The sequence below is a fragment of the Herbaspirillum sp. alder98 genome (assembly GCF_020179755.1).
Classification (GTDB): Bacteria; Pseudomonadota; Gammaproteobacteria; order Burkholderiales; family Burkholderiaceae_D; genus Herbaspirillum.
The window spans coordinates 183,258-208,488 of sequence record NZ_JAIUCY010000001.1; the positions used below are offsets into that span (position 1 = coordinate 183,258).

Consider the following 25,231-nt stretch of genomic DNA (forward strand, 5'->3'; position numbering starts at 1 on the left):
GGTGGCAGCAACAATCGCTGCTCTTTGATGCCTGCTCTCACTTATTTGACAGCGGGGTAACCCCACTGCTTTCGCCGACCGCCGTCATGTGACTGACGGCAGCCGGCAAATCCTTTGTCGGCCTACCTGTAGATCGCTTTCGCAACACGGGCGACATCTTTCGACATCGCCCCATACGGCAAACCGCGCACGCAAGACGTACGCGTTATTTCTTTTTCTTCGCCGCCATGATCATGATCATCTGGCGGCCTTCCATCTTGGGAAACTGCTCGACCTGCGCATACGGCTCGAGGTCGACCTTCAAGCGCTCCAGAACGCGCATGCCGATTTCCTGGTGGGCCATTTCACGGCCACGGAAACGCAGCGTGATCTTGACCTTGTCGCCCTCTTCCAGGAACTTGGTCATGTTGCGGACCTTGATGTTGTAATCGCCATCATCGGTACCAGGACGGAATTTGATTTCCTTGACCTGGATGACCTTCTGCTTGAGTTTGGCTTCGTGCGCCTTTTTCTGCTCCTGGTACTTGAACTTGCCGTAATCCATTAAACGGCAGACCGGAGGCACGGCAGTCGGCGCGATCTCGACGAGATCCACTTCTGCCTCTTCAGACAGACGTAACGCTTCAGCCAGGCTGACGATACCCAAAGGTTCGTTTTCGACACCCGATAAACGCACCTCTGGTGCAGTGATTTCGCGATTTAGGCGATGCGACTTGTCAGTAGCTATTGCAGTTTCCTTTTGACATCCAATGAATAAAGCGGTGCTCCTTGCGCACAGAGAGCCAGGCTCTCTGTCTATCAGGCTTTGGTGTCGACCTCAGTCTTGAGGCGCTCCACCAAGGCGTCGATCGGCATTACGCCCAGATCGACATTGCCCCGCGCACGCACGGCCACAGTGTTTGCATCCCGTTCTTTGTCGCCCACCACAAGGATATATGGCGGCTTCTGAATCGAATGCTGCCGTATTTTATAGGTAATCTTTTCGTTGCGCAAATCGGTCTCTACCCTAAACCCTTGTTTTTTCAGCGTTTGTGCAACGTCCTTCACATAATCGGCTTGCGCGTCGGAAATATTCAAGATGACAACTTGCACCGGCGCCAACCACAACGGCATGGCGCCGGCATGGTTTTCGATCAGGATGGCAATGAAACGCTCAAGCGAGCCGACAATCGCCCGGTGCAGCATGACCGGCACCTTGCGACCGTTGTCCTCGGTCACATATTCGGCGCCCAGGCGGGCCGGCATCGAGAAATCGACCTGCATGGTGCCGCACTGCCAGGAGCGACCGATCGAATCCTTCAGGTGATATTCGATCTTCGGACCATAGAAAGCGCCCTCGCCCGGCAACTCTTCCCACTCGGTGCCGGAGGCGCGAATCGCTTCACGCAGCGCGTTCTCGGCCTTGTCCCAGACTTCTTCAGCGCCAATACGCTTTTCAGGCCGCAACGCCAGCTTCACGGCAACATCGGTAAAGCCGAAGCAGTCGTATACCTCACGCACCACACGGTTGAAGGCTGCCACCTCTTCCTGGATCTGGTCTTCGGTGCAGAAGATGTGCCCATCATCCTGAGTAAAGCCGCGCACGCGCATCATCCCGTGCAACGCGCCGGATGGCTCGTTGCGATGGCACTGGCCGAACTCGCCGAAGCGCAGCGGCAGGTCGCGATAGCTGTGCAGGCCGGAATTGTAGATCTGGATATGACCCGGGCAATTCATGGGCTTGAGCGCATAGGCACGACTCTCGGACTCAGTGGTAAACATGTTGTCGCGATAGTTATCCCAGTGGCCGGTCTTTTCCCACAGCGAACGATCCAGGATCTGCGGCGCCTTGACTTCCTGATAACCACTATCCTGGTAGACACGACGCATGTACTGCTCGACCTGTTGCCAGATCGACCAACCCTTGGGGTGCCAGAACACCAGGCCTGGCGCCTCTTCCTGGAAGTGGAACAGGTCCAGTGCACGGCCCAGCTTGCGGTGGTCGCGCTTCTCGGCCTCTTCCAGCATGTGCAGGTAGGCCTCCTGGTCTTCCTTCTTGACCCAAGCCGTGCCGTACACCCGCTGCAGCATTTCATTCTTGGAATCACCACGCCAGTAGGCGCCGGCCAGCTTCATCAGCTTGAACACCTTCAACTTGCCAGTGGACGGCACGTGCGGACCACGGCACAAGTCGGTGAAGCTACCCTCGCTGTACAGCGACACATCTTCGTTTTGCGGAATCGAGGCAATGATCTCGGCCTTGTAGGCTTCGCCGATCGACTTGAAATAACTGACGGCTTCATCGCGCGGCAGGACCTTGCGGGTAACCGGCTCATCCTTCTTGGCCAGCTCGGCCATTTTCTTCTCGATGGCAGCCAGATCCTCGGGCGTAAAGGGGCGCTTGTACGAGAAGTCGTAATAGAAGCCGTTTTCGATCACCGGACCGATGGTCACCTGGGCATCGGGAAACAACTCCTTTACCGCATAGGCCAGCAAGTGGGCAGTCGAGTGACGGATCACGTCGAGGCCATCGGCATCCTTGTCGGTGACGATGGCCAGCTCGGCATCCTGCTCGATCAGATAGGAGGTATCGACCAGCTTGCCATCGACGCGACCGGCCAGGGCTGCCTTGGCCAGGCCGGTGCCGATATTGGCCGCAACCTGGGCCACGGTCACGGGACCGTCGAATTGACGTTGAGAACCATCGGGAAGACGAACTGAAACCATAATGTGCTCCGTGTCGGCAGCGTCGCTGCCTTGCCTGAATTGGGTGGGTAATACAAAAATGAAGACGAAAAAAAACGCGGGCCAGCCGCGCTTTTCCAGAGGACGAAAAAGAACCCGACTAGCGTCGCAAGATATTTCCAGTGCTAGTTCGCGGTGTCATAACCGATTCGCCTTTCTCGCTCTTATATAGAAGTAAATTCAATGATTTCGCCACCTGCCCGGACAACACCGACAAGCGCAAAGGACGTAATTATAACAAACATCATGCAGTTGATGTCCCGACTGCCAACTTCGCCTTTTACAAATGCAAATACGACGGTATGCCACTTTTTTCAGACAGAGTGCAAACCGCCCCGTGATACGATTGATTTAGATATTCGGAGAAGCGCATCATGTCGGACGAACAACACTGCATAGAACACCTTACTGTCATCAACAATGTCGAGTACACACTGCAGAGCCGCACCGTCGAGACCGAAGACGGCCAGCGCCACAGCGAGTACCGCGTGCTACTGGACGGCCATGAAATCAAAGGCTGGACGCACGGTGAGATACTGCCGCTGTTTGGCATAGGTCGCAGCTAAGCCCACCCGCAATTCCCGGCAATGCAAAACGGCACCCCTCGGGATGCCGTTTTCGCTTCACGCCAAGCCATTACAACAACCACTTATTGCTTAGGTAGCCGCCTTGGCGAGCTGAGCGCGTCGCGCCAGGATCTTCTCGATCTTTTCCTTCAAGGTGGCCGCATTGAACGGCTTGACGATATAACCATCAGCCCCCGATTGCGCAGCCTCGACGATGTTTTCCTTCTTGGCCTCGGCCGTGATCATCAACACCGGCAGATGCGCCAGCGCCGGCGTGGAGCGGATCTTCTTGAGCAAGGTCAGGCCATCCATGACCGGCATATTCCAGTCAGTGAGCACGAAGGTGACGCCCAAGGCACCCGCCTCCAGCACCTTGAGCGCCGATGAGCCATCGTCGGCCTCGACGATCCGGGTGTACTCCAACTCTTTCAGAAGACCACTGACGATGCGCCGCATGGTCGAAAAATCGTCGACAACGAGAAAATACTGATCATCCACTGCCATAGCTAATTCAACATCCGTAGGAAGATTGTGCTTCGAGTGCAAATATCGAAAATGATTCGAACTACCGCAAGTTTAAAGCAATTTGGAAATGTTTCCGCAGCACAGCAAAGCCAAACTCAAAAAAAATCATACAAAGTTTGATCTACGCTCGGAGTTAATCCGATGCCAGCGGGAGAAGAAAAGAAAATGCACCGCAGAAAACAAAAATGGAAGCCGCGAATGCGCTTCCATTTCAGTTTGACTTCGTTATCCAATTCACTGCATCAACAGAAGAATTGGTAGGCACGATTGGACTCGAACCAACGACCCCTACCATGTCAAGGTAGTGCTCTAACCAGCTGAGCTACGCGCCTAACGAAGAACAAGATTATAGGAGAGCTTTTCAGTTTTGCCAAGGGGTAAATTACAAAAAACTAAAACTTTTTTAAGTTACTGCCGCTTGGCCTCGATCACGCCCTTCACATCACGAATAACCGTCAATGCTTTCTGCAGTTGTTCGGTCGAACCGATCTCGGCGGTGAAGGCCATGCGCGCATGGCCCTTTGCACTTTGCGTGCTCACACCAATCACGTTGATCTTGTCGCGCAAGAAGATATCAGAAATATCGCGCAGCAGCCCCTGTCGATCGCTGGCCAGCACAAAAATATCGACCGGATAGACCGTATCGCGCGCCGGCGAACCCCAGGTGGTCTGAATGATCCGCTCCGGCGCCTGCGCACTCATCTCGGCAAAGTTCTTGCAATTCATGCGATGAATCGAGACGCCCTTGCCGCGCGTGACGAAACCGGCAATCACATCCGGCGGCGCCGGCTTGCAGCAGCGCGCCAGTTGCGTCAGCAAACCGTCGGTGCCCACCACCAGCACGCCTGACTTGGCCCCCTGCACAATACTGGAGGCGCGACTCTTGCGGGTAATCGCCGCCTCGTCGTCGACCTCGGGCTTCCTGGCTTCGGCATCATGCAGCGCCTGTTCGACATGGCGCAGGCTGAATTCGTCCTTGCCCAGCGACAGGCAAAGATCGTCGACCTTGCCAAAGCCCAGTTTCTGGGCCAGCTCTTCCAGATTGACGGCGGTCTTGCCCTCGCGCTGCAAGGTCTTTTCAAGCAGGCCGCGGCCGACCGAGAGGGTTTCCTGCTGCTCGATGGCGTTGAACCAGGCGCGCACCTTGGAGCGGGTCCGGCTGCTGGTGGCGTAGCCAGGGCTGAGCCAGTCGCGCGAAGGCCCTACCCCGGGGCCGCTCTTGACGGTGATGATGTCGACCGTCTGGCCATTCTTGAGTGGGGTATTGAGCGGCACCATCACGCCATCCACCCGCGCGCCGCGGCAGCGATGACCGACATCGCTGTGCAGGTGATACGCAAAATCGATCGGCGTGGCGCCGCTGGGCAATTCGATCACCCGCGCCTGCGGGGTGAGCACATAGATGCGCTCGTCCAGCGCGGCGGCCTTGAGTTTTTCGGCCAGGTCGCGTCGCACCTCGCCCTCGTCGACCACGGCGTCGGTGACTTCGGTCTTCCATGCCAGCAGCTGGCGCAGCCAGGCAATCTTTTCGTCGTACTTCTGGGCGGCAAAATTGGAGCCGCCGCTTTCCTTGTAGCGCCAGTGCGCGGCCACGCCGTATTCGGCGAAATAATGCATCTCGTGCGTGCGCACCTGCACTTCGATGGCGCGACCGTCCTCGGCCATCACCACCGTATGCAGCGACTGGTAGCCGTTGGCCTTGGGACGCGATATATAGTCGTCGAACTCTTCGGGAATCGGGGTCCAGATGTCATGCACGATGCCCAGCACCGTGTAGCAGGTCTTGACGTCGCCCACGATCACCCGGAAAGCGCGCACGTCATAGAGCTCGGAAAAGTCGAGCGACTTGCCGCGCATCTTGTTCCAGATACTGTAGATGTGCTTCGGCCGGCCGCTGACTTCAGCCCGGATGTCGAGCGCCGCCAGCTCCGAGCGCAAGCGCGTGATGGCGTCGGCCACGAACTGTTCACGCTCGAGACGTTTCTCTTCGAGCATCTTGGCGATGCGCTTGTAGGTGGCCGGCTCCTGGAAGCGGAACGACAGGTCTTCCAGCTCCCACTTCAGTTGCCAGATCCCCAGGCGATTGGCCAACGGCGCATACAGCTCGAAGGTCTCGCGCGCATATTGGCGACTGGCGTCATTCTCCTGCTTGGTTTCGGCGAAGTAACGCAGCGTCGCCACCCGCGACGCCAGGCGCACCAGGACCACCCGCATGTCGGAAGCCATCGCCAGCAGCATCTTGCGCAATGTCTCGACCTGCGACGCGGCCTGCTGGGCGGCGTGCTTGCCGCGCAATACTTCTTGCTGCGGCGCCTGGAAGGTCAGGCTGTGAAAGCGCATCAACTGGCGCACGCCACCGACCAGGTCGGCAGTCTCTTTTCCGAAGCGCTCCTCGAGTTGCTCGTCGAACTCGGGGTGAATCATCTTGAGCTCGAACAGCAAGCCCGCCAGGCGAGTCTCGACATCGACATTGAGTGCCGTCAGTACCGTCACGACCGACAGCACGAACTGCAGCGCGTTCTGTCCGGACGGAATCTGCCGCTCGGCATACAACGGCTCGAGCTCGGCCAGCGCCTTCTCGAGGCGCTCGGCCTCGGCGCTGCCAAGACCGGCGGTCAATGCGGCCAGGCCTTCGCCCTGGGTGCCTGCTACCGAAACCATGGGCTTACTTCTGGGCCGCGACGATGATAATCTCGACCAGCAGCTCCGGACGGGCCAGCTTGGATTCGACAGTGGCACGCGGCGGCGCATTGCCATCGGCCACCCAGCTATCCCAGACCGTATTCATGCCGGCGAAGTCCTTGACGTCGGACAGATAGATCTGGCACGACAGGATCCGGCTCTTGTCGCTGCCGGCCTCGGCCAGCAGGCGATCGACATGCCCCAGCACCTCACGGGTCTGGCCTTCGATGTTCTGCGTGGTGTCTTCGGCGATCTGGCCGGCCAGATAGACCGTACCGTTATGGATCGCCACTTCGGAGAGGCGCTTGCCGACGTGCAGACGTTGTACTGACATGATGTTTCCCTTGTTTCGTGATGAGGCCGAAGCAATCGGCACTAATAAAAATAACGGTTTCTCAACCCAGCAGGAACTTCTTCGCCACCTCGATCTGGGGCGCGTGCATGAAGGTGGGCGCATGCCCGACGTCGGGCAATTCCACCAGCGTGGCGCGCGGCCCGCGCTGGGTCATCTGCTGCGCGGTCTCCGGCAGCAGCAGGTCGGACTGCGCGCCGCGCACCAGCAGGGTCGGACAGCGCAACGCATCGTAAGCGGCCCACAGCATCTGCTCGCCGGCGCTGGCCGCCTCGGGCGTAGACAGCTTGAAGGGCAGCGCCAGCGCCAGGTCGTAATGCCGGATCCACTGGCCCTGCGCGTTCTGGCGCAGCACATCGGCGGCCAGCTTGTGCCACTCTTCGTCGCTGTGCTGACCAAAGCTGGCCGAGATGGTGCGGATGTACTGGGCCGCCTCGTCGAAGGTATCGAAGCGCACGTCCTGACCGATGTAGTCGCCGATACGCGCCAGCGCGGCGCCATTGATGGACGGACCGATATCGTTGAGCACCAGCTTGTGGATCGGGTTCTCGGGCATCGACGCCAGCACCATCCCGATCAGCCCGCCCATGGAAGTACCGAACCAGTCGACCAGTTCGGCATCGAGCCTGGCCAGCAGGGTGACCATGTCGCTGACGTATTGCGGAATGGTATAGAACTGCGGGTTCAACAGGCGCCCCGAGCGGCCACGGCCGACGATGTCCGGACACACCACCCGATAGGTATCGCAGAGCTCGCGCGCCAGCCGGTCGAAGTCGTCCGACACCCGGGTTACCCCGTGCACGCACACCAGCACATTAGGATTGCGCGGATCGCCCCATTCCTTGTAGGCCATGCTGTGCAGCCCGGCGGGAGAAATGCATTGCACCGTCTTCACTACCGCTTCCGTCATGGTCGCCGCTCTTGGTGGTGGATGAAGACGGTATTTTACTCTGCCAGGGAGCCTTGGCGAGACTGCAGCATTGATGGGGGTGGCGCAACCTTGATTCAGATCGCAGCGACGCGGCAACAGGCCGATCGCCGGAGAGTGGATTGACTTCTTTAATTAGTGCTGGTGCCTGAGACCGGAATCGAACCGGTACGCCCCTTTCCAGGTAAGCGGCGGATTTTAAGTCCGCTGTGTCTACCAATTTCACCACTCAGGCCAGTGGGTTCCGGCATGGCTGCCGAAAGCGGATCGCATTATAGCAGCGAGCGCAGAAGGGTCACGCAATTTTTCTGAGGGCAATGCGTTGGCGTCAGCCATGGCCGTCACACCTCAGCCATTGCCCTCCACCCGATTGCGACCGCCCCGCTTGGCGCGATAAAGCCCTTCGTCGGCGCGCGCATAGGCGCTTTCGAAGTCACCTCCTGCGGCGCTCCATGAGACGCCGAAGCTGGCCGTTACCGGGTGCATCGGCAAGCATGCGAAGGGTTCGCCGATGATGACCTGGCGGATGTTTTCTGCAGCCTGCACCGCCGCTTCCAGCGGCATGTCGGCCAGCAGCACCGAGAATTCCTCGCCACCGACGCGACCGATCAAGCCTTCACCCTGCAAGCCCTGGCGCAGTCGCTGGACCAGTTCGCGAATCACGGCGTCGCCGGCGGGATGGCCAAACTCGTCGTTGATGCGCTTGAAGAAATCGATGTCGAGCACGATCAACGACAGCGCCGACTCTTCGAGTATGCTGCGCGCCGAATCAAACACCGCACCGCGATTAAGGGCGCCGGTCAGATTGTCGTGGCGCGCCTTGTAGTCCAGCTCGTCGCTCAACTGCTGCAGCCGCGCATTGAGCGCATTGAGTTCGCGCTCGGTGCGGTCGCTGCGCGAAATCAGGCGGCGGCTCTGACGCATCAGTTGACCGTAATTCTGCACCAGTTGCTCAAGCGCATCGCGATAGTGCACGACGTCAGCGGCCGGGCTGTCAAGCACCTGACTGGCCCGCGCCAGCGCGGCAGCTTCAGCTTCGAAGAGGTCGACGTCGCTCATCAGCTGGTTACCGCATGGTCATGAAACACCAGGTCGGCAAAGTCTTCCTTCAACTCCTGGCCGAACTCGAAGATGGTGTCGTCTTCTTCGTCGTGATACCAGTTGAGAATCACTTCGGTACCGGCTTCGGCTTTTTCGTTGAGCGCGTCGAACAACGAAAACAGCATCTTGGTGCTGGAACTGTTGAAATAGGCCAATGCCACGTTGACCGTAATGGGTGACGCCACTTCATCCTGCGCCAGGAAGGCGCGCAAGGTCGAGATGATGTCGCCCCAGAACTGCGCGGCGTTCTCGGGGTATGACTCACCCTTGAGCGAGAGAATCCGTTCTTCGAAGCGAAAATCGACCTCGGGAGAACTGGCACTGGCGGCGATAAATAAGTTATCCATAGACTCGATCAGAAAGCTAGACGGGCCTGCATGGTAAGCCCTTTCTTTTAAATGGTGGCGCGCAGATAGAACATCGAACTGCCATCCGTGCCCGGTGCCGAAAACTCGAAATCAAGCGGCGCGCTTGCGTCCCGCGCCATCGTCAGCAGCCCCAACCCGGCGCCCTTGCTGTCGGCCGGCGTCTCCGAGCGCAGGGTTTCCTTGTAGGCCGACTTGATTTCATCCATCGTCAGCGAACGCAGATGCGCCAGTTTGGCGCGCAGGCGTTCGGCAATCTCGGCATTGACCGGATTGGCGCAATGCAGGTAATAACGATCATCGGTGTGCGAGATGAACACCGCGCCGTGGCGCATCGAAGTCTCGCCCTGCCCTTCCTTCTGGTACGAATCGGCCGAGTAATGCACGATGTTCTGGGCCATTTCGATGAAGGACGAAAACAGCTTGCGACGCGTCTGCGCCACCGCGCCGGTCTGCTCCACGCGCAGCTTGACGGCGTCGGCCATGGCCGCAATGATGCTCTGAGAAAAATAACCGACGTAATAGAAGATCACGTCGCGCCGCTCCACGTAGCTATGGAAATCGGCCCATTCCTGTTCAATGCCGCTCATCTTGATTGCTCGCTTTGGCCAGTGGAGGTCGACTCCACACGGCATCCAAAAAACGTGACGTCGTCACGACGACGCTGCTGCGCCTGGTAAGTCGAATACGCTGCCATGACCTCGCGCCCCAGCTCGGCCATCGGCAGTGCACGATGGGCCAGCAACGCCTGGCGCAGGCGCTGCTTGCCGAACGCGATGTGCTTGGGGCCGCCGATCTGGTCGATAACGCCGTCGCTGCACACCACGATCATGGCGTCCTGCGCCAATGCGATGGTGCGGCTGCTCCAGGTCATGTCATCGGTGGTGTCGACATAGCCCAGGCCGACGCGCTCGCCATCGACCGTTTGTACATTGTCCTGTCCGGGCTCGAGCACGAACAGCGACATCTTGGCATTGGCCGTGGTCAGGCTGCGGGTCTCGGCCTGGTACCAGAAGAAACAGGCATCCATGCCATCGTCGGATTCGGAAGGCTTGTCGGCGCCGGCGTGCTGTCCCAGCACCCGCTTCATGGCGCGATTGACTTCGCCCATCAGTCGCGCCGGATCGCGCGGCCCGCATTGCTCGATGGCCTGCTTCAGGCAGGACGAGGCGATCAGGGTCAGGAAGGCACCCGGCACGCCATGCCCGGTGCAGTCGGCAACGGCGGCGAACCAACCATCGGCGTGCTGCTCGAAATGATAGAAGTCGCCGCCGACGACATCGCGCGGCTCCCATACCAGGCAAGCGTCGGCCAGCGCCGCCGACATCGCGCTGCGCGAAGTGCTCAGCATGGCGCGCTGGATCACGCTGGCGTAATCGATGCTCTGCATCACCTGCCGGTTCTTCTCGACCTGCAGGCTCACCAGTTCGCGCATCAGCGCCAGGCCGGACCCCAATCCGGCAAGACGCCCTTCTTCCACGATCAGGAAACCGTCGGCCAGGGTCTTGTCACCGGAGGCCACCGCCAGCGCACCCAGCGTTTCGATGGGGGTGCCGACATCGACGATCAGCGGATCCTTGTCCATGAAGGCGATGCAGCTCTTGCGTTCGTACAGTTCGCGGTGATACGGCTTGGACATCTGCGACATGAAGATATGCCGGCTGATCAATCCGATCGGACGATCCTGCTCGACCACGGGCAGGCTCACCAGCTCGCGATGCTGCCCGAATATCTCCAGCACCCGCGCATTGTTCTCGTCGAACGGGACGACGGGAACACTGACCGCCAGGTTGCCGGCAGTTGGCTGGTAGATGTGGGAGCCCCTGGTCGGGGCAAGACTGAAAGGGCTGTTCACCGTGCTCGTACCCGCGTCATGATTTTGATCAGTCGCGGATTGTATGCAACCCGTATGACAACAATGTGACGCGGCCGTAGCCATGAGAGGTGTGACGCCAGGGCGCAGGTGCGCGGCATGTCAGCGCTTGAGCAGTTCCAGTGCGTCTTCGGCGACGCTGCGCAGGTTGGTGATGGTGGCGTTGAGGTCGGCCAGTTCGGCCGCAGTAGGCGGTTGATCCATGCCGTCCTTCACCAGCGACGCCTTGATGATGGTGGCAGCCATCTGCCACGCTGCCCGGTTATGGGCTTCGACCAGCTCCCGCTGGATACGCTCCAGCTCGACTTTCTGATTTTTATCCATTGCCATCTTCAACAAACCATTTATTGGAACCCTGCGGCTCCTCGCATGGGCTCACGATCGTCCTGATGGAAAACGATACCTTGAAAAACTTGAACATTACTTACAGCGCGGCAATTGCACAAGCGATTTTGCACTACGCAATGCCGCTCGCCCGGCAATTCCCGCTCATTGATAAATACTCTTTCAATGCTGACAATCAGCGGTGTCGATACAGCCCTTCAAGCAAAGTCGCTGTCAGTTCGGCGGCAGCGATTTCGCGGCAACCACTCACATTCTGGCCGGCCCATAGCGAAGTGAATTCACCACTGCCCTGCGCCTCGGCCTTGGCGCGCAGCGGTGCAATGGCGGCCGTCGCCAAGGGGAACGCTGGCGCCGCTGCACTAATGGGACCCAGCTCCCGGATGACACGATTGACGATGCCGCGTGCCGGGCGACCGGTAAACAGATTGGTCAGCGCTGTATGCACCGCGCCTTCGCTCTTGAGCGCTGCACGGTGTACGGCGCTGGTGGTGGCCTCCGGGCACAGCATGTAAGCCGTTCCCACCTGCACCCCGGCCGCGCCGAGCGCCATCGCGGCGGCCACGCCATTGGCGTCGGCGATGCCGCCGGCGGCGATCACCGGCACCGATACCGCCTGCACGATCTGCGGCAATAACGAAAACAGGCCTACCTGCGTGGTGAGGTCGTCGCTCAGGAAGATGCCCCGATGACCACCGGCCTCGACGCCCTGGGCGATGACCGCATCGACGCTGCGCTCGGCCAGCCAGCGCGCTTCGGCCACGGTGGTGGCCGAGGCAATGATGCGTCCGCCCCAGTCACGAATGCGTTGCATCGCTTCAGGCGCCGGCAGGCCGAAATGAAAACTGACCACCTTTGGCTTGAAACGGGCCAGCAGCTCGGCCGACTCGGCACTGAAAGGCTGCCGTCCCGGTCCGGCGCCGATGCTGGCCGGGTCGATATCGAACTGGGCGTAGTAAGGTGCCAGCGCCTGGCGCCAGGCGGCCTCGCGAGACGGGTCGGGAACCGGATTGGTGTGGGCGAAGAAATTGACGTTATAGGGCCGGTCGGTGGCGGCCTGCAGTTTTTCCAGTTCACTCTGCAACGCAGGCGCGGCCAGCATGGCACAGGGCAACGAGCCGAGCGCGCCGGCGTTGGACACCGCAGCGGCCAAACCATGGTCTTGCACGCCGGCCAGCGGCGCCTGGATCAAGGGATGTTCTATGCCTAACAGGGCTTGCAATGTGGTCATGATGTCGAGGGCTCGGTTGGATCGATCCCGTTAGCATAGCAGGCATGGCAAACGCTCGTTGAGGCCCTGCGTTACCGATATTTACCAAGCCTTTCCAGCCCGGCGCTGGCGAATCCCTTACAATTCAGGCCACCAGAATCTGTCGTCGGAGAATGCTGCATGTCGCGCCCGCGTTTTTTTACCCCCACTGCCCTGCTGTGCCTGACCGCCTTGACGCTTGCCGGCTGCGCGAACAACCGCGCCGCGTTCTACCATCAGGAAGAATTCACTGACACCAGTGCGTTCTCGCGCAGTTTCCCGGGCAGCGAAAAAGCGGTATGCGAAGCGGCGCGCCGCGCCTTGCTGGGCCAGGGCTACATCATCAACAAGAGCACCGCCAACACGCTCGATGGCAACAAGAGCTTCCAGCCCAGCGCCGACAAGCACATGGAAATCTCGTTTCATGTGGTGTGCGCGTCCAACGGCAATGGCAAGAGCTCGACCATGTTCGTCAGCGCCACGCAGGATGGCTTTGCCCTGAAAAAGACCGGGCAATCGGCCAGCGTCGGGGTCGGCGTGCTGGGTTCGGTGTCGATGCCCTTCACTTCCAGCGACGATTCGCTGGTGCGCGTGACCAGCGAAACCATTCGCTCGGGCGATTTCTATGACCGTTTCTTCGGCGCATCGGAACGCTATCTCATCGTCGATACCGAAGACGACGCCGACGCCCCCATCAAGAAATAGACATCAGTCGCGGCCAGCGGCGGCAAACGACAATGGCGGCCGAGGCCGCCATTGCTATTGATGCTGTCACGCCAGGTCAGGCCACTGGCCGATCAGCGATGCCCCCAATACGGACCGGGTGGCGGCGGACGATGCCCATGGCGATGACCGCGATAGTGCCCTCGCTCGTAGTACACCGGCGCCGGACGACCGTAATACACCGGTGGCGGGCCGTAATAAACGGGCGCCGGGCGCACATAGACCGGCGGCGGCGCATAGACCGGGGCCGGCTGCACGTAGACCGGTTGCGGAGCCCGGTAGACCGGCACGCCGATGTTCACCCCGACCGACACCTGCGCCATGGCCGGCACACTGGCCAGACCGGCGGCGGCAATGGCGAACATGCCTGCAATCATGGTTATCGACTTTTTCACGATGGCTCCTTATGAAGCAACGAAAGATGTCGTGAATATAGGCCTGTCAGGTGGGTGTCAGCTAGAGAGAAACCGTAATGTTTGTAAGCAAATGTTCACAAACATCAAGATATGACCGACAGTTCTGATGCCGCGGGAGGCATTTTGTCGCCTCCCGCATTACTGCTTAAGCCGCGTTCAGCGCCGGGCGCGAGGTGTCGCCGGCGCGCACTGCGTCGAGCTTGGCGATCGTGCTGGCGCAGGCGTGTGCCGCTTCGCGCCCCTTGACCAGGAAATGCGCGTGGAAAAACTCGTGGTGTTCGCCATGTGAATGGAAATGATGCGGCGTCAACACCGCCGAAAACACCGGCACGCCGGTCTCGAGCTGGACCTGCATCAGGCCGGTGATCACCGCCTGGGCCACGAAATCGTGGCGATAGATGCCGCCATCGACGACCAGGCCGCTGGCGACCACGCCGGCGTACTTGCCGGTCTGGGCCAGCACCTTGGCGTGCAGCGGGATCTCGTAGGCGCCCGGCAGCTCGAAGAAATCGATGCTCTCGAGCGGCCAGCCGAGCTTGGCCATTTCGTCGGTGAAGGCGATACGGCATTGGTCGACGATGTCCTTGTGCCAGCTGGCCTGGACGAAGGCAATGCGTTTGGTCGGGTTGGAATTGACTGCGGAAAGGTGCGACTGCGACATGGTTCAGGACTCCTGTTTGATCAATAAACAGGGCGTGGGAATGCGCGGCCGCATGCGCACGCAGCGCACATCGACAGCCATCCCGTTCTCTTTCATCCGGACTATGACCGTCGGCCCCGGGATCACACCGGGTCTGCTGACTTCGTGACCGACAGCATCGGTAACACGAACGCTCGCGGGCTACAGGCCATCAAGCGCCTGATTACCGCCGGTGGGGAATTACACCCCGCCCCGAGAACACTGCCGCGCCGGGGATAGCCCGAGGCGGCAGGCAGGACTTTATCATGATCATCGCGATGCTGCAGGACAGCACAGCAGTCCGGATTCAGGCCGCCGCCACCAGGCCCAGCATGCCGCGCGCGATTTCCCGCTCGCCCATGATCACTTCGTTGGCGCCGTGCTTTTCGAGGTGTTCGACCTCGGCATCCGAATGCGCGCGCGCGGCCACCCGCAGCTGGGCATTGGCGGCGCGGGCGCGCTCGACCATCTGGCCCGCTTCGAACGCATCGGGAATCGCCACCAGCATCCAGCGCGCGCGTTCGATGCCAGCGGCCGTCAACACCCCGGCCTGGGCGGCGTTGCCGTAGAGCGCCGTGATGCCTTCGGCACGCAAGGCTTCCACACTTTCCAGTTGTGCTTCGATCACCACGAAGGGCGTACCCTGGGCGCGCAGTTGCGAACCGATGGCGCGACCTACGCGACCATAGCCCACCAGCACCACGTGGTCGTTCATCTCGACCGGTTGCTGGATCGCCTCGACCGGCGCCTCATTGCCTTCACGCTTTTCGATCACCGGCTTGAGGCGGTCCAGCATCGAAAACAGCAAGGGATTGATCAGGATCGACAGGATCGCGCCGCCCAGGATCAGGTCACGCGCCACCGGCGACAGCAGGTCGAGCGACAAGCCCAGGGTGGCCAGGATGAACGAGAATTCGCCAATCTGCGCCAGGCTGGCCGAGATCGTCAATGCCGTCGACATCGGATGGCCGAACAGGCGAACGATGAAGTAGGCCGCGAGCGACTTGCCGACCACGATGATGAACACCGTCGCCAGCACCAGCAAGGGTTCGCGCACCAGCACCGAGGGGTCGAACAGCATGCCCACCGATACGAAGAACAGCACCGCGAAGGCGTCGCGCAAGGGCAGCGACTCTTCGGCGGCACGGTGGCTCAGCTCGGACTCGGACAGGATCATGCCGGCGAAGAAAGCACCGAGCGCAAACGACACCCCGAACACATAGGCCGACCCCAGCGCGAAACCCAGCGCAATGGCCAGCACCGCCAGACGAAACAGCTCACGCGAACCGGTATCGGCAATGCGCTCGAGAATCCAGGGAATGACCCGCCGCCCGACGATCAGCATCACCGCCACGAACGCCACCACCTTGCCCAGCGTGATGCCCAGCGTCACCATCAGTGCGCTGCCGGTCATCGCCTCACCCTTGCCGCCCAGCACGCCAGACAACGCCGGAATCAGCACCAGCGCCAGCACCATGGCGATGTCTTCGACGATCAGCCAGCCGACCGCAATGCGTCCACGCTTGGTTTCGACCAGGCGCCGCTCCTGCAAGGCCGTCAGCAGCACCACGGTACTGGCCACCGACAGCGCCAGGCCGAACAGGAAGCCCTCCCCCATCGGCCAGCCCAGCGCCCATCCCAATCCCATGCCGAGCAAGGTGGCGATGGTGATCTGCACCACCGCACCGGGAATGGCGATGGTCTTGACCGACAGCAAGTCCTTGAGCGAGAAGTGCAGGCCCACCCCGAACATCAGCAGGATGACGCCGATCTCGGCCAGTTCCTGGGCCAGGTCGGCGTCGCCGACGAAGCCCGGCGTGAACGGGCCGATGGCAATGCCGGCCAGCAGGTAGCCGATCAGTGGCGGCATCTTAAGCCGGTGCGCCAGCGTGCCGAAGATGAAGGCCAGCACGAGGCCGCCTACGATGGTAGCGATCAGGGGAGTGTGATGGGGCATCAGTCAGTGTTCCTTTTTCAGATGGATGATTGGCGTATTGGAATGACTGGTGGAGCCGGAAAACACGACCAGCGCCAGGGCGCGGCACCGCAAGGTTAGCACGCGCGCCCCGGAGCGGCCGCGCCGATCAGCGGCGCGCCTGCAACGCAGCGATACGGGTTTCCAGCGGCGGATGGCTGGAAAACAGTCCCATCCACGACTGGCGCCCCGAAATACCGGAAGCCTGCAGATTCTGCGGCAGGCCATCAGGCTCCAGTCCACCCAGGCGGCGCAGTGCGTTGATCATCGGCAGGTTGGAGCCCATCAACGCAGCCGCGCCGGCGTCGGCGCGGTATTCACGCTGGCGCGAGAAGTACATGACGATGACGCTGGCCAGGATGCCGAACACGATCTCGCACACCACCACGGTCACCATGTAGCCGATGCCGGGACCGCTCTGCTCGCTGTTGCGGCGCAGCGCCGAGTCGACGAAGTAGCCGACCACGCGGGCGATGAACATGACGAAGGTGTTGACGACGCCCTGGATCAGCGTGAGCGTGACCATGTCGCCATTGGCGATGTGGGCCACCTCGTGGGCCAGCACCGCCTCGACTTCTTCCTTGGTCATGCCCTGCAACAGCCCGGTGGATACCGCCACCAGCGAGTTGCTCTTGCTGGCGCCGGTGGCGAAGGCGTTCGGCGGGCCGTCATAGACCGCGACTTCCGGCATCGGCAACTGGGCCCGGGTGGCCAGCGTATGCACGGTATTGATCAACCACAACTCGGTGGAGTTCTGGGGCTGCTCGATCACGCGCGCGCCGGTCGACCATTTGGCGATGGTCTTGGACATGAACAGCGAGATGAACGAACCGCCAAACCCCATCAATGCGCAAAATACCAGCAGCATGCCGAAGTTGAGACCGTTGGCGGTCAGGTAGCGGTTCACGCCCAGCAGGCTGGCGGTGAAACTCAGCACCAGCATGACCGCCAGGTTGGTGAAAAGGAACAGAACGATGCGTTTCATGGGTTTTTCCTGTGGAATAGCTTGAGCGCGCCCCCAAACACGGGATGGCGCAGGACGAGGCAACTGCAATGGGGGGGGCTGGCCGCAAGGATTGCGCCGGCGACACGGGGCCGACGGCATCAATCGCGATACGACCGGATCAGGCTAGCGGGGGGGGACGCAACTGGTCGCGATCAAACGACGGCCAGTTGAGCGGTGCTGCAAAGGCATGCGGGAAGGGATGCCAGGAAACGTGTGGGGTGGCAAGAACGGCGGGCAAGGTGTGATCTTCGCAATCGGCTTGCACACCGGGCGCATCGGGTTCGTCATCGTCGCCCGGCTGCGGGCTGGCCGGCGTATCGGCAGCGAATGCCTGCAGCGAAAGTGTCCCCTGCTTGGTAACGCCCTGCAGCGCGTGTGCGGACGATGCCGAACCGGTGCAGGCCTGCAATGCCTCATCATGGACACGCTGCGCCGAGACGTCGCCCACCGTTGCCGCCAGCAATTGCAGCGGCAACAGGAAGGTCAACAGCAATAGCAGCAGTCGTCGCATTGATGATGGGCAAGAAATCGAAAAAAATTGGCGTAAACCGTGGCCAGGCCGGGCGCAGCTTGTTTGGCAAGCCCGATATTATACGCACCTGATCGGATTACAGCCGTTTGGCATGCGGAAAGTTATTCACAAAAAATGTGAACAAGTCTGTTGATAAGCCTGATTGCCTGGTCGGACAGCCTCGCGGGCAAAGGGTTTCCAATAAATTGCTCGGAATTTGCTCAGGCCGGCGCGAAAAGCACGCCTCAGTCGGTGGCGATCACCTTGTTGCGTCCACCCAACTTGGCGCGATACAGCGCGGCATCGGCGCTGGCCATGAGGCTGCGACCGTCGGCGTCGTCTTCCAGTTCTTCGCCGCGCGTGCACACCCCGATACTGATGGTCATGTGACGATCGATCAGCGACTTGGCATGCGGCTCTTGCAGCGCGCTCACGCAGCCGCGCAGCCGCTCGGCAAAGCTGCTGGCCTGGGCGGCGTCCATTCCATTGGCCACCATGATGAATTCTTCACCGCCGTAGCGGGCGAACACCCCGCCGGGGATAGTCAGCTCGCCTTTGAGGGCTTCCGCCACGCGCTTGAGCACACGATCGCCGGCGCCGTGACCATAGTGGTCGTTGTATTGCTTGAAAAAGTCGATGTCGATCATGAACAGCGACAGCGGGCTGCGATTGCGCCGGGCCTGCTGCAGCACCAGCGCAAAGTTCTCGTCGAAGAAACGGCGATTGTTGACGCCGGTCAAGCCATCGGTGACCACCTGCCGGCGCAGCGCCTCGGAATGCGACATGAGCATCTTCTCGCGCTTGACCGAGTTGCTGGCGTCGCTCACCTGGATCAGGCAGGAACGGCTGCCATCGTGGCCGCGCAGAGGCGTCATCACCACCGATTGCACCATCCGCGCCGGCGGTTCGCCGGCGGCGGCGGCCACACTCGGATACAGCGGCAGCGGCGAACGGTGCAAGGCGCTCGACAACATCGCCGGCAAGCCATAGCTGACCGTATTGCTGAGCGCGCGCAGGAAACCGGGCGTCAACTGCTGGTTGAACAGCGACACGAAATTGGACTGCAGGGCCAGTTCGGCCGGCACTGCGCTGTGGCGCTCCATCCACTCATTCCACAACAGGATGTTGAAGTCGCGGTCGAGCGCGATCAGGCCGAGGTGCAAGTTGTTGAACACCTCTTGTGCGCTGACCCGGCCTGGCATGACGGGACTCATAGGATGCTGCTCAGGTAGCGCTGGATATGCTCCACCAGCCGGTTCAGCGACGTCGAACTGAGCAGGAAGATCAAATGCCCCTGGGTCTGGTGCTTCTCGATCATCAGGTCGATATGCAGCACCAGGACATAGGTTTCGTCGCTCTCGCCGGCCGACAGCCGCATCGATATCTCTTGCGGCGACGACACCACATAGTCCGGCAGCGAGCTGTTGAGGGTGATGCCCAGCATGTCCGCCATGGCCGACAGGCAGGCATTGAGAATGATGTTGCCCAGTTCGCACATGGCCTCCTGCTCGAATTCGGCCAGGTCTTCCAGGCGCATCTGCGAACCCATCATGTCGCGCACGATCTCCAGCGCATGCGCTTCGGTAAACAGCAGCACCGCCTCGGCGTCGAACGGACCGTCGAATACCTGGCTGACGGCGGCAAAGCGGGCATTGCCCAGCGCCAGCACACGCTCGTCGATTTCACGCGTGCGCAGCACTTCGACCGACGGCACCGACAGCCGCACTTCGTCGCCGACGATTTCCGACAGGCTGAGCGCGGCGCGTCCCGCGCCGACGTTGAAGATCTCGGTCAGCCCATCGAGCTCGATGTCGGAAAGTCTGGTCACGGCGCCCCCACGAAATGATGCAGCGCCTGGGCGATGGACTTCTCGGTCACCGGCTTGGCGACGAAGACCGCGCCCATTTGCTGGACTCGCGATTGCACGCTTTCCTGGATATTGGCCGAGAAGATCGCAATGCGCACCTGCGGATGCGATTGCAGGATGGCAGCGGCGGCATCGGTGCCGAGCATGCCGGGCATGTTGATGTCCATGGTACAGAAGTCAGGCACGGCGCTGGCGACGGCGGCGATGGCGTCTTCGCCGGTGCCCACCTCAACCACCTGCCAGTCGGGATGCGCCGCCAGGATATGCGCCTTGATCACCATGCGCGAAACCTTGCTGTCGTCCACGATCAGTACTGTCCTTGCCGCTGCTGCTATCTTCATTGCCGTTCCCTGGAATCCCTGCGACACGTTGTCGTTTTTACACTATTTTACTAAGCGCCCCGACGCTTGCCGATGCGTTCGATCAAATAGTAATAAAAAATTATCATTGATCGTATGAGGCTTTTCCCTATGTGCATTGCCGCCAGGCATGCATGAACAGTCCCGACCAGGCGCAAACATGTCAAAACGGTCTCATACAACTTCGAGAAAAAGCCGCTAGTAACAGTTGTCAAAGCGTCGCGCAAGGTGCGCAATATTACGCAGTCCGACTACGTAGCACTACGCACACGGTCAGCCCCCACCCGGGTTTTGCCGGTGGACGGGCCGACAACCTGCGCGCATCGGGTGCACTGGCGGGTCGGAGCAGGCATTGCTAAGAGGCCGGGTTTTCATCGAATATGAAAAATCCTTCCTCGATTCAAGCACCGATGCTCCGTCACAAAATCATCTTCCTGGCCGTCGCACCGCTGTCGTTGGCCCTGGCCGCGATCACGGTCGTGGTGCGCCAGCAGGCAGCCGAACTCGGTCAGCAGCAACGCGCTGCCATCGAGGCGGCCTACGTCGCCAGCAAGAACGCCGAACTCAAGCACTACGTCGACCTCGCCCTGCATGCGATCCGCCATCTGTACGACACCGGCCGCACCGATGCGGCGATCAAGAACGAGGCGCAGCAGATCCTGGCCGACCTCGAGTTCAGCGGCGATGGCTACTTCTTCATCTATGATCAGAACGGCCGCAACATCATGCATCCGCGCCAGCCGGAACTGGTGGGCAGCGAGATGTGGGACTGGCACGACAGCAATGGCACGCTCACCGTGCAACTCTTGATCAACCGCTCCAACCAGGGGGGCGGCTTCGTGCACTACAACTGGCAAAAGCCTTCCAGCCGGAGCGTGGCGCCCAAGATGGGCTACGTCGATGGCCTGCCGCGCTGGGGATGGGTGGTCGGCTCCGGGCTCTACCTGGACGACATCGAGCTGGCGCTGGCCGACATCGACCAGCAGGTATCGGGCCACCTGCATCGCACCATGCTGCTGATCGCCGCCATTGCCGTACTGAGTGCATTGATGGTGGCGCTGGCCGGCCTGCTGCTGAATTTTTCCGAGCAGCGCGCAGCCGACGCCAAGTTGCGCCATCTGGCGCAGCGCGTGGTGCGTTCGCAGGAAGAAGAACGGGCGCGCCTGTCGCGCGACCTGCACGATGGCATCAGCCAGTGGCTGGTCTCGATCAAGTTGCAGATCGAGGCCGCCCTGATCCGCATCAAGGGCTCGCCGGAACAGGCGGTGGCCGCGCGCGCAACGTTTCACAAGACCGCCAGCCAGATCAACGATGTGCTGGCCGAGGTGCGGCGCATCTCGCATGCCCTGCGCCCGGCGATCCTGGATGACCTGGGGCTGGCCGCCGCCATCGAGCACCTGTGCGGCGAATGGCGAACCACCAGCGGCGAGAGCGACGGCGCGGAGCTGGTGTTCGAATCCGAGGGCGATCTGGCGTCGCTGACCGACGTCGCCAACACGGTGCTGTTCCGGATCGCGCAGGAGGCGCTGACCAACGTGGCGCGGCATGCGCAGGCAAGTCGCATCGTGGTGCGCCTGCTGGGGGCCAAAACCTTTGTGATGCTGCAGGTTGAAGATGATGGCCGGGGCTTCGACCTGGCGCAGGTGTGCCAGCATCCACGTCGCGGCATCGGGCTGAGCAACATGCAGGAGCGGGTCGAGGCCGTGGGCGGCCAGCTTTCGCTCGACTCTTCCGCTGCCGGCACCAAGGTGATCGCGGTGATCCCGCACCATCCGTCCTATTCGCTGTCGCATGCCTGAACCGCACACACCGTCGGCCGCGACCATGGTCACCCGTGTCATGCTGGTGGACGATCATCCGCTGGTGCGCGATGGCCTGCGTGCTCGCCTGGAAGCCGTGCCGGGCCTGCAGATCGTGGCCGAAGCCAGCAGCGCCGGGGAGGCCCTGCAACTGGCCGCCAGCCAACTGATCGATCTGGCGCTGATGGATATCAACATGCGCGGCGTCAACGGCATCGAACTGACCGCGACGCTGCATAGCCAGTATCCTGAAATTGCGGTGTTGATCCTGTCGATGCATGACAAGAGCGAGTATGTGATCCAGTCGATCCGGGCCGGCGCCCGCGGCTATGTCCTCAAGGATGCGCCCAGCGAGGATATCGTGCAGGCCATCGAAACGGTGCGCCGTGGCGGCATCTACTACAGTGCGGCCCTGGCCGGCCGGCTCGGCGGCCCCCTGCCCCAACCCGATCTGCTCACGCTGCGCGAGCGCGAGGTGCTCAAGCATATTGCCAACGGCGAATCCAACAAGCAGATCGCCCGCGAACTCGACCTCAGCGTGCGCACGGTAGAAACCCATCGCCTCAACATCAAGCGCAAGCTGGCCATCGATGGCCAGGCTGAACTGATCAAGTTCGCCGTGGAATGGCAGCGCCTGGAAGGCCGCGGCTAACGCATCAACACACTAACGCGCGGCCCCAGGGCCAGCGTGATGACTTCGCCAAAGGCCACGTCGCGCTTGTCGGCCAGCGCCCGCAAGGCAATCGATTCGAGTGCATGCGCGTCCGGTGTGGCAGGCGTGGCAGAGGTGTTCGCGGCATCGGACTCATGCTCGGCATGCCAGGCAGCGCAAGCGCGCAGCAAGCGGATCGAACCGCCATGGCAGATCACCGCGCAGTCGTCGGCCGCCAGGGCGCGCAAGGCGTCGAAGCTGCGCCACACCCGGGCCGCCATGGCCAGCAGCGTCTCGCCGCCACCGGGGGCGTGATGCAGCAGGTCGCGATTCCATGCCTCGACCTCGTCCCAGGCGATGTCGTCCCAGGCGCGCAGCTCCCAGCTGCCGAAGTCCATCTCTTGCAGGTCGGCGTCGAGCGTGACCTCGGCCACCTCCAGTTTCTGCGCCAGGGCCAGCGCCAGGTCGGCGCAGCGCTGCAGCGGACTGCTCCACAGCAGGAGCGGCGACGGCAGCATCTGACTGACCCGCTCACAGCACAATGCCAGGGTCTGCGGCGCCACGGCGATGTCGCTGCGGCCGTAACAGTAACTCTTGTCGAGGATTGGCGCCGGATGGCGCACCAGGTGGAGATTCATTTATTCAGTTTTCCATGAACCCGGGCGCGGATGCCAGTGCCCCCAGGTAAAAAGCGGCTTCACTCAATTGCTGGACCGCGCCCAGGCAGTCGCCGGTATACCCGCCCAGGCGTCGCACGAACACGCGCGCCAGCCAGGCCGCCGCCAGCGCCGCGCATGCCACGCCCGCCACGATGCGCTGCCATGACATCAGCCCCAGGAAGATGCAGAGCGCCACCGGCACCACGGCAAAGCATGTCGCCAGCATGAATTCACCGGTGCGCATGTGCTGCGCCATCGGCTTGGCCCGCCCTTCCTGACGCACGTACTGCAGACGCCAGATCAGGCAGGTGGCCAACCAGCGCGATAGCGGATGCGCCATGCCCAGCGCCGCCAGCAATTGCCACGGCAGCATGGCATTGAGGCTGACGATCTTGGTCGCCAGCAGCAGCACGATGCCGATCACGCCATAGGCGCCCAGGCGCGAATCACGCATGATCTCGAGTGCGCGTTCGCGGGTGGCGCCACCGCCCAGGCCATCGCAGACATCGGCGAAACCATCCTCGTGAAAAGCGCCGGTGAGCCAGATGCCGGCCGCCGTCGACAGCACCACCGCCACCGCCTGTGGCCAGAACTGCACCGCCAGCACGTAGACCAATGCCGTCGCCCACGCCACGATCCAGCCCACCGCCGGAAAATAGCGGGTCGATTGCTGCAGCCAGTCGGGATGAAACCCGACTGCCCGTGGTATCGGCAGCCGGGTGAAGAATTGCAGTGCAATGAAGAACAAGCGCACCTGATGCAGGATACCGCTCCGCCCGGGCGTGGCTGCCGGATCGGGACGATCAGTCATGACGCTGGCTCACGCTGGCCGATGAGAAGGTCGCCATCTCGGCCAGGAAAGCGGTCGCCGAACGCAACAGCGGCAAGGCCAATGCGCTGCCGGTGCCCTCGCCCAGGCGCAGGTCGAGCTGCATCAACGCGCGCGCGCCAAGATGATCGAGCATGCGGCGGTGTCCAGCCTCGTCGGAACAGTGCGAAAAGACGCAGTAGTCGAGCAGCGCCGGCTGCAAGGCGCTCGCCACCAGCAAGGCCGACGTGACGATGAAACCATCGATGACCAGCACCCGACGCTGCTCTGCGGCACGTAGCATGGCGCCGACGATGAAAGCGATCTCGAAGCCGCCGAAGGCGGCCAGGCGGGCCAGCGGATCGGTGGCGTCGCGATGAAGCGCGATGGCGCGCTCGATCGTCAGCCGCTTGTGCTCGATGCCTTGGGCATCCAGTCCGGTGCCGGCGCCGACGCAATCGCCCACGTCGATGCCGGTGAAGACGGCCATCAATGCGGCCGCAGCAGTCGTATTGCCAATCCCCATTTCGCCGAAGCCCAGCACATTGCCGTCGAGCGACTCCACCAGCGCCATGCCGTGCTGCATGGCCTGTTCGCATTGGGCGCGGCTCATGGCCGGCTCATGACAGAAATTGCGGGTGCCGGACGCGACCTTGCGATCGACCAGGCCAGGGCGCTGGCCGAAGTCATGGTTTACGCCGGCGTCGACGATACGCAAGGCGCAATCGTGCTGGCGCGCAAAGACGTTGATCGCCGCGCCACCGGCCAGGAAGTTCTCGACCATCTGCCAGGTCACGCTTTGCGGATAGGCCGAGATGCCTTCTGCGGTCACGCCATGGTCACCGGCGCACACCACGATGGCCGGCTGCCGCACCGCAGGCTGCTCACTCGCCTGGATCAGGCCGAGCTGGCGCGCCAGGGCCTCGAGCACGCCGAGACTGCCGCGCGGCTTGGTCTTGTCGTCGATGAGAAGATCCAGCCGCACAGCGAGTGCATCGTTGCGGGTGGAGGTGATGGTTGGAATCTGCATGGAATACCGGGCTGGGCACGACTTGGTCGCAACAGCGCAC

27 protein-coding genes, 2 tRNA genes and 1 riboswitch are annotated in these 25,231 nt (G+C 61.5%); of the genes, 4 read left to right on the forward strand and 25 right to left on the reverse strand.

The window, feature by feature from the left end:
• Positions 1 to 205: 205 nt before the first annotated feature.
• Together infC and thrS are read right to left on the reverse strand one after the other, a co-directional pair.
• Positions 206 to 727 carry a translation initiation factor IF-3 gene (gene infC / locus LBW87_RS00865; protein WP_225200321.1) on the reverse strand — a complete coding sequence of 174 codons (522 nt, stop codon included), beginning with the start codon at positions 725 to 727 and terminating at the stop codon, positions 206 to 208.
• A gap of 71 nt (positions 728 to 798) precedes the next feature.
• On the reverse strand, positions 799 to 2,706 hold the full coding sequence (thrS, locus tag LBW87_RS00870) for a threonine--tRNA ligase (RefSeq protein ID WP_225199548.1): 1,908 nt from the start codon (positions 2,704 to 2,706) through the stop codon (positions 799 to 801).
• A gap of 392 nt (positions 2,707 to 3,098) precedes the next feature.
• Between thrS and LBW87_RS00875 the strand changes: the two genes are divergently transcribed.
• Entirely contained in the window at positions 3,099 to 3,290 is a 192-nt protein-coding gene (locus LBW87_RS00875) for a hypothetical protein (RefSeq protein WP_225199549.1), read from the forward strand.
• Positions 3,291 to 3,380: 90 nt separating this feature from the next.
• On the opposite strand, the gene LBW87_RS00880 is transcribed toward LBW87_RS00875, so the two are convergent.
• The 12 genes from LBW87_RS00880 to LBW87_RS00935 all read right to left on the reverse strand — a co-directional run bounded on the left by LBW87_RS00880 (position 3,381) and on the right by LBW87_RS00935 (position 12,689).
• Positions 3,381 to 3,794 carry a response regulator gene (locus LBW87_RS00880; RefSeq protein ID WP_225199550.1) on the reverse strand — a complete coding sequence of 138 codons (414 nt, stop codon included), beginning with the start codon at positions 3,792 to 3,794 and terminating at the stop codon, positions 3,381 to 3,383.
• Between the two features lie 276 nt (positions 3,795 to 4,070).
• A tRNA-Val gene (locus tag LBW87_RS00885) sits at positions 4,071 to 4,147 on the reverse strand.
• A 76-nt stretch (positions 4,148 to 4,223) separates the two neighbouring features.
• A complete protein-coding gene (locus LBW87_RS00890) occupies positions 4,224 to 6,476 on the reverse strand; it encodes a RelA/SpoT family protein (RefSeq protein WP_225199551.1) in 2,253 nt (750 codons plus the stop codon).
• A gap of 4 nt (positions 6,477 to 6,480) precedes the next feature.
• Entirely contained in the window at positions 6,481 to 6,831 is a 351-nt protein-coding gene (locus LBW87_RS00895; protein WP_225199552.1) for a RidA family protein, read from the reverse strand.
• Between the two features lie 61 nt (positions 6,832 to 6,892).
• A complete protein-coding gene (locus tag LBW87_RS00900; RefSeq protein ID WP_225199553.1) occupies positions 6,893 to 7,759 on the reverse strand; it encodes an alpha/beta fold hydrolase in 867 nt (288 codons plus the stop codon).
• 160 nt (positions 7,760 to 7,919) lie between these two features.
• Positions 7,920 to 8,012, reverse strand: a tRNA-Leu gene (locus LBW87_RS00905).
• Positions 8,013 to 8,125: 113 nt separating this feature from the next.
• Entirely contained in the window at positions 8,126 to 8,836 is a 711-nt protein-coding gene (locus LBW87_RS00910; RefSeq protein WP_225199554.1) for a GGDEF domain-containing protein, read from the reverse strand.
• A complete protein-coding gene (locus LBW87_RS00915; protein WP_225199555.1) occupies positions 8,836 to 9,225 on the reverse strand; it encodes a DUF1987 domain-containing protein in 390 nt (129 codons plus the stop codon). Before LBW87_RS00915 ends, LBW87_RS00910 begins: the two co-directional genes overlap by 1 nt.
• 47 nt (positions 9,226 to 9,272) lie before the next feature.
• Positions 9,273 to 9,833 carry a SiaB family protein kinase gene (locus LBW87_RS00920; protein ID WP_225199556.1) on the reverse strand — a complete coding sequence of 187 codons (561 nt, stop codon included), beginning with the start codon at positions 9,831 to 9,833 and terminating at the stop codon, positions 9,273 to 9,275.
• Positions 9,830 to 11,098 (reverse strand): SpoIIE family protein phosphatase, encoded by a 1,269-nt coding sequence (locus tag LBW87_RS00925; RefSeq protein ID WP_225199557.1) that lies wholly within the window; start codon positions 11,096 to 11,098, stop codon positions 9,830 to 9,832. The genes LBW87_RS00920 and LBW87_RS00925 overlap by 4 nt, the downstream gene beginning before the upstream one ends.
• 120 nt (positions 11,099 to 11,218) lie before the next feature.
• Positions 11,219 to 11,440, reverse strand: coding sequence for a hypothetical protein (locus LBW87_RS00930; protein WP_040501777.1), 222 nt, complete (start codon positions 11,438 to 11,440; stop codon positions 11,219 to 11,221).
• 196 nt (positions 11,441 to 11,636) lie between these two features.
• Positions 11,637 to 12,689, reverse strand: coding sequence for an NAD(P)H-dependent flavin oxidoreductase (locus LBW87_RS00935; protein WP_225199558.1), 1,053 nt, complete (start codon positions 12,687 to 12,689; stop codon positions 11,637 to 11,639).
• Positions 12,690 to 12,848: 159 nt separating this feature from the next.
• Between LBW87_RS00935 and LBW87_RS00940 the strand changes: the two genes are divergently transcribed.
• Positions 12,849 to 13,412 carry a DUF2242 domain-containing protein gene (locus tag LBW87_RS00940; RefSeq protein ID WP_225199559.1) on the forward strand — a complete coding sequence of 188 codons (564 nt, stop codon included), beginning with the start codon at positions 12,849 to 12,851 and terminating at the stop codon, positions 13,410 to 13,412.
• A gap of 92 nt (positions 13,413 to 13,504) precedes the next feature.
• Here the strand turns inward: LBW87_RS00940 and LBW87_RS00945 are convergent, their stop codons facing one another.
• The 8 genes from LBW87_RS00945 to LBW87_RS00980 all read right to left on the reverse strand — a co-directional run bounded on the left by LBW87_RS00945 (position 13,505) and on the right by LBW87_RS00980 (position 20,225).
• The gene (locus tag LBW87_RS00945) at positions 13,505 to 13,825 is read right to left on the reverse strand and encodes a hypothetical protein (RefSeq protein WP_225199560.1); all 321 of its coding nucleotides are present in this window, start codon (positions 13,823 to 13,825) and stop codon (positions 13,505 to 13,507) included.
• Between the two features lie 166 nt (positions 13,826 to 13,991).
• Positions 13,992 to 14,507 carry a 6,7-dimethyl-8-ribityllumazine synthase gene (locus tag LBW87_RS00950; protein WP_225199561.1) on the reverse strand — a complete coding sequence of 172 codons (516 nt, stop codon included), beginning with the start codon at positions 14,505 to 14,507 and terminating at the stop codon, positions 13,992 to 13,994.
• Positions 14,508 to 14,587: 80 nt separating this feature from the next.
• A riboswitch (FMN riboswitch) is annotated at positions 14,588 to 14,750 on the reverse strand.
• Between the two features lie 82 nt (positions 14,751 to 14,832).
• Positions 14,833 to 16,482, reverse strand: a complete 1,650-nt coding sequence (gene ybaL / locus LBW87_RS00955) for a YbaL family putative K(+) efflux transporter (protein ID WP_225199562.1) — start codon at positions 16,480 to 16,482, stop codon at positions 14,833 to 14,835.
• Between the two features lie 127 nt (positions 16,483 to 16,609).
• Positions 16,610 to 17,485 (reverse strand): protease HtpX, encoded by an 876-nt coding sequence (gene htpX / locus LBW87_RS00960; RefSeq protein ID WP_225199563.1) that lies wholly within the window; start codon positions 17,483 to 17,485, stop codon positions 16,610 to 16,612.
• A gap of 139 nt (positions 17,486 to 17,624) precedes the next feature.
• Positions 17,625 to 18,017 carry a hypothetical protein gene (locus LBW87_RS00965; RefSeq protein ID WP_225199564.1) on the reverse strand — a complete coding sequence of 131 codons (393 nt, stop codon included), beginning with the start codon at positions 18,015 to 18,017 and terminating at the stop codon, positions 17,625 to 17,627.
• A 245-nt stretch (positions 18,018 to 18,262) separates the two neighbouring features.
• A complete protein-coding gene (locus LBW87_RS00970) occupies positions 18,263 to 19,231 on the reverse strand; it encodes a sensor domain-containing diguanylate cyclase (RefSeq protein ID WP_225199565.1) in 969 nt (322 codons plus the stop codon).
• Positions 19,228 to 19,845, reverse strand: coding sequence for a chemotaxis protein CheX (locus LBW87_RS00975; RefSeq protein ID WP_225199566.1), 618 nt, complete (start codon positions 19,843 to 19,845; stop codon positions 19,228 to 19,230). Before LBW87_RS00975 ends, LBW87_RS00970 begins: the two co-directional genes overlap by 4 nt.
• Positions 19,842 to 20,225, reverse strand: a complete 384-nt coding sequence (locus LBW87_RS00980; protein WP_225199567.1) for a response regulator — start codon at positions 20,223 to 20,225, stop codon at positions 19,842 to 19,844. The genes LBW87_RS00975 and LBW87_RS00980 overlap by 4 nt, the downstream gene beginning before the upstream one ends.
• 428 nt (positions 20,226 to 20,653) lie before the next feature.
• Here LBW87_RS00980 and LBW87_RS00985 point away from each other — a divergent pair, with 428 nt between their 5' ends.
• Entirely contained in the window at positions 20,654 to 22,042 is a 1,389-nt protein-coding gene (locus tag LBW87_RS00985; protein ID WP_225199568.1) for a cache domain-containing protein, read from the forward strand.
• Positions 22,035 to 22,694 carry a response regulator transcription factor gene (locus LBW87_RS00990; protein ID WP_225199569.1) on the forward strand — a complete coding sequence of 220 codons (660 nt, stop codon included), beginning with the start codon at positions 22,035 to 22,037 and terminating at the stop codon, positions 22,692 to 22,694. The genes LBW87_RS00985 and LBW87_RS00990 overlap by 8 nt, the downstream gene beginning before the upstream one ends.
• Here the strand turns inward: LBW87_RS00990 and LBW87_RS00995 are convergent.
• Genes LBW87_RS00995 through cobT form a run of 3 tightly spaced genes read right to left on the reverse strand, consistent with a single transcriptional unit; the run spans position 22,691 to position 25,191 of the window.
• Entirely contained in the window at positions 22,691 to 23,332 is a 642-nt protein-coding gene (locus tag LBW87_RS00995) for a histidine phosphatase family protein (RefSeq protein ID WP_225199570.1), read from the reverse strand. The two genes, LBW87_RS00990 and LBW87_RS00995, sit on opposite strands and share 4 nt — an antisense overlap.
• A gap of 4 nt (positions 23,333 to 23,336) precedes the next feature.
• Complete coding sequence (locus LBW87_RS01000; RefSeq protein ID WP_225199571.1) at positions 23,337 to 24,164, reverse strand: adenosylcobinamide-GDP ribazoletransferase; 828 nt, start codon at positions 24,162 to 24,164, stop codon at positions 23,337 to 23,339.
• Positions 24,157 to 25,191 carry a nicotinate-nucleotide--dimethylbenzimidazole phosphoribosyltransferase gene (gene cobT / locus LBW87_RS01005; RefSeq protein WP_225199572.1) on the reverse strand — a complete coding sequence of 345 codons (1,035 nt, stop codon included), beginning with the start codon at positions 25,189 to 25,191 and terminating at the stop codon, positions 24,157 to 24,159. The genes LBW87_RS01000 and cobT overlap by 8 nt, the downstream gene beginning before the upstream one ends.
• Between the last annotated feature and the right edge of the window lie 40 nt (positions 25,192 to 25,231).

Coding starts and splice junctions, on each gene's coding strand:
- thrS (WP_225199548.1), bottom strand. CDS start 2,706: ATGGTTTCAGTTCGTCTTCCCGATGGTTCTCAACGTCAATTCGACGGT.
- htpX (WP_225199563.1), bottom strand. CDS start 17,485: ATGAAACGCATCGTTCTGTTCCTTTTCACCAACCTGGCGGTCATGCTG.
- LBW87_RS00995 (WP_225199570.1), bottom strand. CDS start 23,332: ATGAATCTCCACCTGGTGCGCCATCCGGCGCCAATCCTCGACAAGAGT.
- cobT (WP_225199572.1), bottom strand. CDS start 25,191: ATGCAGATTCCAACCATCACCTCCACCCGCAACGATGCACTCGCTGTG.
- LBW87_RS00965 (WP_225199564.1), bottom strand. CDS start 18,017: ATGCGACGACTGCTGCTATTGCTGTTGACCTTCCTGTTGCCGCTGCAA.
- LBW87_RS00950 (WP_225199561.1), bottom strand. CDS start 14,507: ATGTCGCAGTCGCACCTTTCCGCAGTCAATTCCAACCCGACCAAACGC.
- LBW87_RS00990 (WP_225199569.1), top strand. CDS start 22,035: ATGCCTGAACCGCACACACCGTCGGCCGCGACCATGGTCACCCGTGTC.
- LBW87_RS00935 (WP_225199558.1), bottom strand. CDS start 12,689: ATGACCACATTGCAAGCCCTGTTAGGCATAGAACATCCCTTGATCCAG.
- LBW87_RS00980 (WP_225199567.1), bottom strand. CDS start 20,225: ATGAAGATAGCAGCAGCGGCAAGGACAGTACTGATCGTGGACGACAGC.
- LBW87_RS00970 (WP_225199565.1), bottom strand. CDS start 19,231: ATGAGTCCCGTCATGCCAGGCCGGGTCAGCGCACAAGAGGTGTTCAAC.
- LBW87_RS00890 (WP_225199551.1), bottom strand. CDS start 6,476: ATGGTTTCGGTAGCAGGCACCCAGGGCGAAGGCCTGGCCGCATTGACC.
- LBW87_RS00920 (WP_225199556.1), bottom strand. CDS start 9,833: ATGAGCGGCATTGAACAGGAATGGGCCGATTTCCATAGCTACGTGGAG.
- LBW87_RS00875 (WP_225199549.1), top strand. CDS start 3,099: ATGTCGGACGAACAACACTGCATAGAACACCTTACTGTCATCAACAAT.
- LBW87_RS00910 (WP_225199554.1), bottom strand. CDS start 8,836: ATGAGCGACGTCGACCTCTTCGAAGCTGAAGCTGCCGCGCTGGCGCGG.
- LBW87_RS00900 (WP_225199553.1), bottom strand. CDS start 7,759: ATGACGGAAGCGGTAGTGAAGACGGTGCAATGCATTTCTCCCGCCGGG.
- LBW87_RS00895 (WP_225199552.1), bottom strand. CDS start 6,831: ATGTCAGTACAACGTCTGCACGTCGGCAAGCGCCTCTCCGAAGTGGCG.
- ybaL (WP_225199562.1), bottom strand. CDS start 16,482: ATGCCCCATCACACTCCCCTGATCGCTACCATCGTAGGCGGCCTCGTG.
- LBW87_RS00915 (WP_225199555.1), bottom strand. CDS start 9,225: ATGGATAACTTATTTATCGCCGCCAGTGCCAGTTCTCCCGAGGTCGAT.
- LBW87_RS00930 (WP_040501777.1), bottom strand. CDS start 11,440: ATGGATAAAAATCAGAAAGTCGAGCTGGAGCGTATCCAGCGGGAGCTG.
- LBW87_RS00940 (WP_225199559.1), top strand. CDS start 12,849: ATGTCGCGCCCGCGTTTTTTTACCCCCACTGCCCTGCTGTGCCTGACC.
- LBW87_RS00880 (WP_225199550.1), bottom strand. CDS start 3,794: ATGGCAGTGGATGATCAGTATTTTCTCGTTGTCGACGATTTTTCGACC.
- LBW87_RS00985 (WP_225199568.1), top strand. CDS start 20,654: ATGCTCCGTCACAAAATCATCTTCCTGGCCGTCGCACCGCTGTCGTTG.
- LBW87_RS01000 (WP_225199571.1), bottom strand. CDS start 24,164: ATGACTGATCGTCCCGATCCGGCAGCCACGCCCGGGCGGAGCGGTATC.